At 57.0% G+C, this 8,746-nt stretch carries 6 protein-coding genes and 1 pseudogene; 6 read left to right on the forward strand and 1 reads right to left on the reverse strand.

Going from position 1 to position 8,746, the window contains the following annotated elements; translation table 11 throughout:
• Nucleotides 1-12: 12 nt before the first annotated feature.
• The 4 genes from EXR70_14620 (at nucleotide 13) to EXR70_14635 (ending at nucleotide 5,850) form a co-directional block, all read left to right on the forward strand.
• The gene (locus EXR70_14620; protein MSP39719.1) at nucleotides 13-1,902 is read left to right on the forward strand and encodes a hypothetical protein; all 1,890 of its coding nucleotides are present in this window, start codon (nucleotides 13-15) and stop codon (nucleotides 1,900-1,902) included.
• A gap of 97 nt (nucleotides 1,903-1,999) precedes the next feature.
• Nucleotides 2,000-3,295, forward strand: coding sequence for a hypothetical protein (locus EXR70_14625; GenBank protein ID MSP39720.1), 1,296 nt, complete (start codon nucleotides 2,000-2,002; stop codon nucleotides 3,293-3,295).
• A 332-nt stretch (nucleotides 3,296-3,627) separates the two neighbouring features.
• Nucleotides 3,628-4,764, forward strand: a complete 1,137-nt coding sequence (locus EXR70_14630; GenBank protein MSP39721.1) for a hypothetical protein — start codon at nucleotides 3,628-3,630, stop codon at nucleotides 4,762-4,764.
• Between the two features lie 66 nt (nucleotides 4,765-4,830).
• Nucleotides 4,831-5,850, forward strand: coding sequence for an ABC transporter substrate-binding protein (locus EXR70_14635; GenBank protein MSP39722.1), 1,020 nt, complete (start codon nucleotides 4,831-4,833; stop codon nucleotides 5,848-5,850).
• 18 nt (nucleotides 5,851-5,868) lie between these two features.
• Here the strand turns inward: EXR70_14635 and EXR70_14640 are convergent, their stop codons facing one another.
• Nucleotides 5,869-6,861 (reverse strand): hypothetical protein, encoded by a 993-nt coding sequence (locus tag EXR70_14640; GenBank protein ID MSP39723.1) that lies wholly within the window; start codon nucleotides 6,859-6,861, stop codon nucleotides 5,869-5,871.
• Nucleotides 6,862-7,104: 243 nt separating this feature from the next.
• Here EXR70_14640 and EXR70_14645 point away from each other — a divergent pair, with 243 nt between their 5' ends.
• Together EXR70_14645 and EXR70_14650 are read left to right on the forward strand one after the other, a co-directional pair.
• Nucleotides 7,105-8,307, forward strand: a complete 1,203-nt coding sequence (locus tag EXR70_14645) for an MFS transporter (GenBank protein ID MSP39724.1) — start codon at nucleotides 7,105-7,107, stop codon at nucleotides 8,305-8,307.
• Nucleotides 8,308-8,450: 143 nt separating this feature from the next.
• A pseudogene (locus EXR70_14650) lies at nucleotides 8,451-8,597 on the forward strand (YgiT-type zinc finger protein).
• The last annotated feature ends 149 nt before the right edge of the window (nucleotides 8,598-8,746 follow it).

An 8,746-nucleotide genomic window follows, 5' to 3' on the forward strand; every position in this document is an offset into this window, starting at 1 on the left:
AAACATCGCTTCATGAAATTTTTACGATTGGCTTTTGTCCCGGCGCTACTTTGCGCGCTGGCGATTTTGAATGCGGCGCCCGCGCGCGCGCAGACTGCGCAAAAGGCCCTCGTCTTCGGCTGGGACGGCACGGTGCCAGCGTTTGTTCGAGAAATGTTGGGCGCGGGTAAACTACCCAATCTTGCCAAACTCATCGCCGGCGGCGCCGTCGCAGAAGATGTTAAATCGGTATTTCCGTCAAAAACCGCGGCTGGATTCGCTGCGTTGATGACCGGCGCGCCGCCGCGCGTCACCGGCATCAGCGGCAACCGCGTGCCGCGCGCGCCGCAATCGGAATTTACCATTCTCGACAGTCTAGCCGGCTTTGCCGACGCGCCGCTGGGCGCTGAAGCGATTTGGACTGCCGCCCAGCGCAGCGGGAAAAAAATTATTGTTTCGCATATCCCATCCTTCGCCGAAGAACGCGCCGAACAAACCGTGCGGCTCGCCGGCTACAATCTGATCGCCGGCCGAGACGGCATCGTCACCAAGCGCGCTGTGCAAGCCGAGCCGAGCCAACCATGGCAAAACCCGCCGACGAGCGACGCAGCGCCGATAGAAATCGCTTTCACCGTCGGTGACTCCCATTTCGCCGGCCTGTTCATCGACGATCCCGCCGACCCGCAACTGGGCTACGACACTCTCGTCATCGCCAGCGCGCGAAACGGTAACCACATCAAAGTAAAACTCAAACCGGCGGCGCCGAGCGCCGGCGGCGAACTTTTCTGGAGCGCGCCGATCAGCGTCAAAGGCACCAACAGCCAAGAGGCCAAAAGTTATTTTCGACTGTTCGATCTCAAAGCCGACGGCAGCGATTTTTTTCTTTACTACACACGCCCCACACGCGAACTTGAACTTGACACGGCAAATGCCGTGGCCCGCGCTTTCATCGGCAACGGCGCCAGCATACTTTTTCAAAACGGCGCCTTCGGCCGCACGTTGGCCAACGGCGGTAGCGGCTACGCCGAAGCGCGCTATCTGGAAACCATGCTCTTCGCCCAGCATCAGTTGAGCGAAACCAACCGCTGGGCGATGGAAAATTTACCCTGGGATATTTTTCTCGCCTACACACCGTTTCCCGACGAAGCCGAGCACGCTTGGCGCGGCTGGCTCGACGACTCGCTGCCGAGCTATCGCGCGGAGCTGGTCGATAAGATTCGCCCGCTGTTAGAACGAGTCTACCGCTCCTGCGACGAGCAACTCGGCGTCCTGCTCGACAAGCGTCCCGACAACGCCATCGTCGCCGTGATTTCCGACCACGGCATGCAGGGAATCCACAGACGCGTGGCCCTCAACCAAGCGCTGCAGCAAAATGGTCTGCTCGTGTTGGACCGCCAAGGGCGGGTCGATCTGGCCCGTACCACAGTGCTTTATCCCGCCGTCAACAATGGCTACTTGCTGATCAATTCCACGCAGCGAAAAAGCGGCATCGTCAAGCCCGAAGAGCGCGCCGAGCTGGTGCGTAAGGTGAAAGAAATTTTGCTGGCGCTACGCGACGGCGAGCGGCCGATTGTCGCCGCCATCATCGACGCCGACGTTGACGGCGAAGCCAAAGGCATCGGCGGCGCCACCGGCGGCGATCTCTATATCGAGCTGGCGCCGGGCTACGACTTCGAACCGCGCATCGCCAGCGGTCCGTTGCTAAGCGACACCGAACCCTACGGCACCCACGGCGCCAACCCAGAGTCGGCTGCCATGCGAACTATCATGGTGCTGAACGGTCCCGGCATCCGCGCCGGCGCTAAACTAAACAGTGTCCAGCTCATCGACTTCGCCCCGACGCTGGCATGGCTCTTGAACTTGCCCAAACCCAAAGACGCCTCCGGCCGAGTGCTCTACGAGGCCTTCAGCGAACCGCGATGAAAAAAGGCATTGACGAAAACGTAAGGGCCGGTCGCGACCGGCCCTGCGTATTCGGATGATCAACCGCAAAGAACGCAAAAAATTCCGGGAGCACATCATGTCCAACGAATCGAATTGGCAACCGCTCGCGGTAGTTTCTCTCGACCAAGTGTTGCAGTTGAACGCTGAAGTGCTCGCGCTGCCGGATTGCCCGATTACCATCAGCGAAGATGTCTTCCGGATTCACGAGCTCGAACTGGATTGGGATATCGGCGTAGTGCAATACGCGCCGCGAGATGCGGGCAGCATTCCAACCGGACCGGATGGTAAGAAGGTCGGCATTTTTCTGCTGCACGGCGGCGTCTCGGATTTCAAATCGGTCGAACGGGTCGCGCGCCTACTCGCGGAAAAGTTCGCGGTCAAAGTCGCCACCATGACTTTTCCCGGCCGCTACTATTTTCACGATGCCGATCATGATTGGCCCGGCGAAGTCGAGAACGGCGACGGCACGGCGCGCACGCCGCTGTGGACCAAGGAAACCAAGATCACTGCCGATCAATACACTGTGGTGCAGGATCGATCCAAGCGGGAAAACTATGGCACGCTGATCTCCTTGGCCGCCAAAGAAGGCAGCGAATTCTATCACCGCATGGCGGCGTGGCCGGTGGCCTTCGAGCAGGCGATCAAGGAAACCGCGCGGCGCCAATTTCCGGAAAGTGAATTTTCGATTTACATCCACGGCCACTCCACCGGCGGTCCCTTCGCCATGATGGCGTCGCAAAGGATCGCCAATATCCAAGGCTTGATCGGCTGGGGAACTTCGCCCTTTGGCTGGATGTATCCGGTGGTCACCGGCGACGACTGGCGGTTTCCGTTCAACCAATTGCGCCTGCGCACCTGGCGCGACACCGCGCGCTATATGTATGAAGGAATGAAGGGAGAAGATATCGGTCTACCGATGTTGATCGAACTGACCTTCGAACGCTGGCAGAGCGCCCGGAAGCGGCCCAATTTCAAAGCTGAAGATTTCATCCACAAAAATTCCACCGGCGCCTTGGAAGCCGCGGCCCGCGCCGCCGCCGCGCGCTTGAAACTTTCTCAACGCGACACCAACGGCCTGGTGGAGCGCTATCTCAGCTACACCCGCGAACTCACCGGTGCAAATGTGAAACCGGTGCCAAACTTTCTCTCCATCCACGGCATCGACGACGACACGGTAACGTTAGAACGCTGCCAGCGTTCGCTGCCGCTGTTCGCGAAAATGAATCCAGCGCCAAAAGTACAAAGCCTTTCCCTAGGCGCCGGCGTCCACTCCTGGGGCTGGACCAACGAGAATCTACCGCAGGGCATCGTCCCGCCCGTAGCCAAACTTTGGCACGACGCGATCATGAACGGTTACTTCCTGCGCAAGTAATGCGAAGAAATAATTTCACCACAGAGAGCATAGAGAAAAGAGTTGTGCCCAAAACGAGCATGACCACGAGCCGCGATCGCTATACCCACTACCCCCGCTGCCGATGACACTTCCCCGTCCCTCGATGCAGGGGAAAATCCAGCGGAGCAAACATTGCTTCATCGACGATGTTTCCGTGGCGTGTCGTGGGCAATTGCCGCACGGAATTGTTTTGGTTCGAACCCCCAGCAAGGTGGCACCAGGCTCCATCATCATAATCGCCCGACTCGACGTAAACCCGTTGATCGCGTCTAACAGTTTTCCTCCCTTGACGGCAAAACTTCATCGGACGTATGATCCGATCGTTCGACCAAGCGCCTAGTGACCGCCGGCGATTGTTTGCGCGCGGCACGGCGAATACGGCCATTGCGGAGGAGCTCGCCATGTACATCGATTGCGATTCCCATTACTTCCCGGTGAAATTTCTCGAAGGCGTCAGCGCCAAATACCCCAACTCGCCTCGGGTCGTTAGAAATGGCGACGACGTGCGCTCGGTATTGCCGGACGGCACGTTGATCAAGAATCAAGCGCCAAAAGGGCGCTGGCACCTCGATACCCGGGACCAGCATGTGGACTGGGAAGGGTTCGATATCCATGTACTGATCCCGGAAAACCGCGAGCTGCTCTACACCTGGGATCGCGAGTTGGGCGGCGAGCTGGCGCGCCGTTACAACGACGCGGTGGCGCAGGATCTCAAAGAGTGCGCCCACCCGGAAAAGTATTATGGCGTCAGCTGGGTCTTTCTTCCCGACGTCGAAGAGTCCTGCCGCGAGCTTGAACGCTCGGTGAAGACTCTCGGTCTCAAGGCCGTGAAGTTCATGGGCGGTTTTGCCGACGCCAATCTCGGCGCGGAAAAACTTTGGCCGTTCTATCAGAAGTGCTGCGATCTCAACGTACCGATCCTGGTTCACGACACGGCATCGGATCGTGACGGCCATCCCAATCCGGCGCTGGTCGGCATCGAGCAGCTCTATCTGGAAGTCGACAACAACGCCCTGCCCTTCCTGCTCGCCTTCCCGTTCCGCTACATCGTCGACATGGGAAGTTTGATCCTGCGCGGCGCGCTGAAGGAATTTCCCAAGCTGCGCGTCTGCTTCGTCGAAGGGTCGGCGTCATTTGTGCCTTGGCTGATGGATCGCCTGGACATGGACCCGGCGGCAAAAAAGAAGTTGGGCAAACGGCCCAGAGACTTTTTCGATCAAATTTGGGTCTCCGCCTTTGCCGCTGAAGATTCTTTGAAATATGCCTGCGATTATTGGCAAAACCACAACCTCACCGTCGGCAGCGATTATCCCCACGGCGATCCGTCGGCGACCTGGAACTCGAAACAGGGCACCGTGCAGATGATCAAGGAAATGGCCGGCGTTTCCGACGCCGACAAAGAAAAAATCCTGGGCGGCAACGCCATGCGATTGTTCGGCATGGCATGAGAGTTATCTCTATAGATTATTAACCCGGATATTCACGGATGCCGAGCATGCAGGGAGGCCAGCGCAATGACCAAGCTCCTCATCGTTGCTCTCGGGTTGCTTATTCAGTTAAGCAACGGTGCTGAAGCCGATAGCGCATCGGCGCCGGCGAAACTGATCATCGCCCACGCCGCCAATAACCCGCGGGTGGCGCCGCTTTGGGTCACCGATGAGCACGGCTTGTTCGCCAAGTACGGCATCAAGGCGGAAGTTATTTTCATCCGCAACAGCGCCCTGTCGCTCAGCGCGCTCTATGCCAAAAGCATCGACGTCAGCCAAGCCGGCGGCATTTCCGTCCTCGGTGTCGGCGACAAAGGGCCCGAAGTCAAAATCATCGCGGCGCTTACCAGCAAACTCACCCACGACCTGGTTGCCCGGCCCGGTATCCACTCGGCGAAGGATCTGCGCGGCAAGCGCGTGGGCGTGCAAGTCATCGGCGGCAGCCTGTGGATCACCGCCATGCTGGCCCTCGAACAGCTCAAGATCGATGCCGTGCGCGACGACATCAAAGTTCTCACCATCGGCGATCAAACCGTGCTCGCCCAAGCGTTGGAGACCGGCGTTATCGATGCCGCGCCCCTCGACACCGCGTTCAGTCAGAAGCTCAAGAAAAAAGGCTTTCCGGTTTTGGTCGAACTCAACAAGACCAACAGCCGCACCGTCAGCTCCACCGTTGTGGTGCTCAATTCGTTCTTGCAGACCCAACCGCAAATCTTGGAAAATCTCTTGAAAGCCTTGATCGAGGGGGTGGCTTTCACCCTGGCGCCGGAAAACAAACCGCTGGTGGTACGGACGATCATGAAACGGTTGAAGTTGAGCGATCCGGCCGACGCCGAAGAGGGCTACGACGGTTTGGCCAAAGCCACCGACTTGAAACCCTATCCGTCCATGGAAGGCATGCGCAACATGCAGCGCTTCATGAAGACGCAAAACCCGCAGGTGGCCAATATCAACCTGGAGAGCCTCGTCGATTCTCGATTAGTAAAGAAACTCGACGACAGCGGCTTCATCGACCAGATGCTAAAAACCTACGGCATCGCCAAATAAGCCGTCGCGGTGGGAAAATTACAGATACCCCTTCTCGCGATAATACTTCTCCGCCCCCGAATGGAGTGGGAAATCGAGCGGGCCGGATTCCGTATTCGAGCAAAGTTGTTTCATTGACGGCGTCTCCGTCGCGTCGTAGGGGATATCCTTGCGAATTTTTTCCAGCACGGCGGCGATGTGGTAGGCCAAATCGTCGGGAAAGTCTTTGTGCACGACGATGGGCCAGCCGCTGAAATCCACCACCGTCGTCGGCTCGTCGATGCCGTCGATGCGGCCATGATCCAAGCGCGCCCGTTGGAAACCATACTGTTCCAATTTTTTCAGCACCGGCTCGGAGTAGGACAAAAATTTCATACCGTGCGCCACGGCAACGTCGCCCCAGGAGTCCATGCCTTCGTCGATCACCATATCGAGCTTGCCGGAAATAATCCCTTCGCGCCGGTGCGGATTGCTCGGCCGCACGACCTCATCGACCTTGCCGCCCCATTTGATGAAATGGTTTTGCGTGATGCCGTGGCATTTGAGTAAATACTTAATCGCGAAATCGACACAGTCGTTGACCGCAATGGAGACGCGCATCTTGGGTTTCTTGGCGATCAATTCTTCCATGGAGTTCACACCCAAGCGCGGCGACACCGCGATCACCAAGCGATCCCAGGACGGGAACACGGCCAATGCCCGCAGCGGACTTTTTTTCGTAAACGGCCCGACGCCGCGCACCGCCATGGACGGAATGATCGAAGGATTCAACCAGACCAGATCGAGCTTGCCGTTGGCGACCAACTTCGCGCCGTTGAGCCCACTGCACCAAGCCGGACTGACGCCGATAGTAAATGGATACGGCGGTCCCTTGCGTCCCTTTTTACCTCCGGGCAATTCGACCATAAGCCGAATCGCGCTGGTCAGCATCGTCGGTGCCTCTTCATAAAGCCCAGCAAGAATCTTCGTCGCCACCCGCGCCCGCATCAAGCTAGCGCTCATCGGTTTCACACTGCGATCGTCGTAAGCCACAATCTTTCTCCTTAAGGTGAATTGATGACAACGAACTATTCTGAATCCTGCACGCTGTCAACCTAATCCAACGAACGTAATGGCTTTCCTACGTTCGGTGGAAAGGCTATAAACAACGGGAAATAAGATATTTCCCGCAAAGACGCCAAGTCTCAAAGTTCGGACAATGAAGATCCTAATTTTTTCCGAACTTAGCGTCTTTGCGCCTTTGCGCGAGACAAATCCGATAAGGAGCCCAACACCATTCGCATCTTCCACTCTTTACGCTACCGCGACTACGCGATCTTCTGGTCCACCGATTTACTAGGCTCCCTCGGCCACTTCGTTCAGGAAGTCGCCTTATATTGGATCACGTATGAAATCACCGGTTCGGCGATGTCATTGGGAATTCTTGGCCTGTGCAGCGCGCTGCCCCGATTGATTCTCGGCGCCTTGAGCGGCGTCTTCGTCGACCGCTACGATCGCAAGCTGATGTTGATCCTGGTCAATCTCGTCTCGGTGCTGCCCATCGGAATTTTTTTGGCGATCCACAGTTTCGGCACGCTGGCGTTCTGGCATCTGCTGGTGTTGGAAATCCTCTCCGGCTCGATTCGCGCGATCAATCCCTCCGCGGCACAATCGATCCTCGCGGAACTGGTGCCGCGCGAACATGTCATGAACGCCGTCTCGCTCTACACCGTCGGCTTCAACATCGCGCGAACCGCGGGCCCATCCCTCGGCGGCGTGTTGATTTTGTTAATCGGCATCGATGGCTGCTATGCGGTGTTCGGCGCGACCCTTATCCTCGCGGGCATTGGCATGCTGTTTATTCATACGAATAAAGAACCCGCGGTGAAACGCGAAGAAAATTTCTTGCGCGAATTCAAAGAAGGTTTTCATTATGTCTGGCACGAACCGTTAATTTTAAGCAGCGTCATCGCCGCCTACACCTTCGCCGTGTTCATCGTCACCTACCAAAGTTTTCTTCCGGTGTTCGCCAAGGATATCTTGCAGGTCGGCCCGCGCGGACTGGGATTATTATTGGCGGCGCCAGGATTGGGCGGTATCGCGTCGCTGAGCTTTCTCGCATCGGTCGGCGAACGCTGGAACCGCGCCATGCTGCTCTGGGTCACGACCACGACGACGCCGATCTTTCTCATCCTCTTTTGTATCTCGCCGGTCTTCTGGCTGTCAGTTGCGTTGCTGGCACTAGTCGGCGCCGGCCAAGTGAGCTTTCGCACAATCAGCCGCGTGATCATCCAAATCGAAGCCCCGCGCAACCTCATGGGCCGCGTCATGAGCGTGTTCAACCTCGACCAAGGCATGCGTTCCATCGGTTCCATCGTCCTCGGCACCGCCGCAACGTTCTTCGGAGCGTCGTTGGGTATCGCGTTGACTGCGGGCGCGTCGTTGATCATAACGACAGCGCTATTCTATCGGTTGCTGGGAAAAACAAATGACCGTTGACTACGGAAGACTTTAACCACGAAAGGCACGAAACACACGAAATTTCGGCCCGGAGATTTCCGACCTTTTCGTGTCTTTCGTGGTTAATCGTCCGATGATCCCAAATCTGTCGTGTTTTGCGATTAGATGATAAGGAGTTCCAAATGAAATGCACGGTCTGCGGCGCTCACATGCATGCGATCACCACCGATTTGCCATTCAAACTGTCAGAGGATCGCATTGTTATCTTAAAGCAACTCCCGGTCTTGCAGTGCCAAGCGTGCCGCGAGTATCTCATCGAAGACGACGTTACGGTAATAATGAATACTAACTACAAGGCAACTATCGTGAACGACGATAAAAGGACCATTGACTGGGTGCCGATGGGAACAATAAAGTTACGTCCGAGAGACTTCACATCCAAAGACGCCGAATTCTTGATAGCAAGCCAAGGCTTGTT

Source organism: Deltaproteobacteria bacterium (genome assembly GCA_009692615.1).
Lineage (GTDB): Bacteria > Desulfobacterota > Binatia > UBA9968 > UBA9968 > DP-20.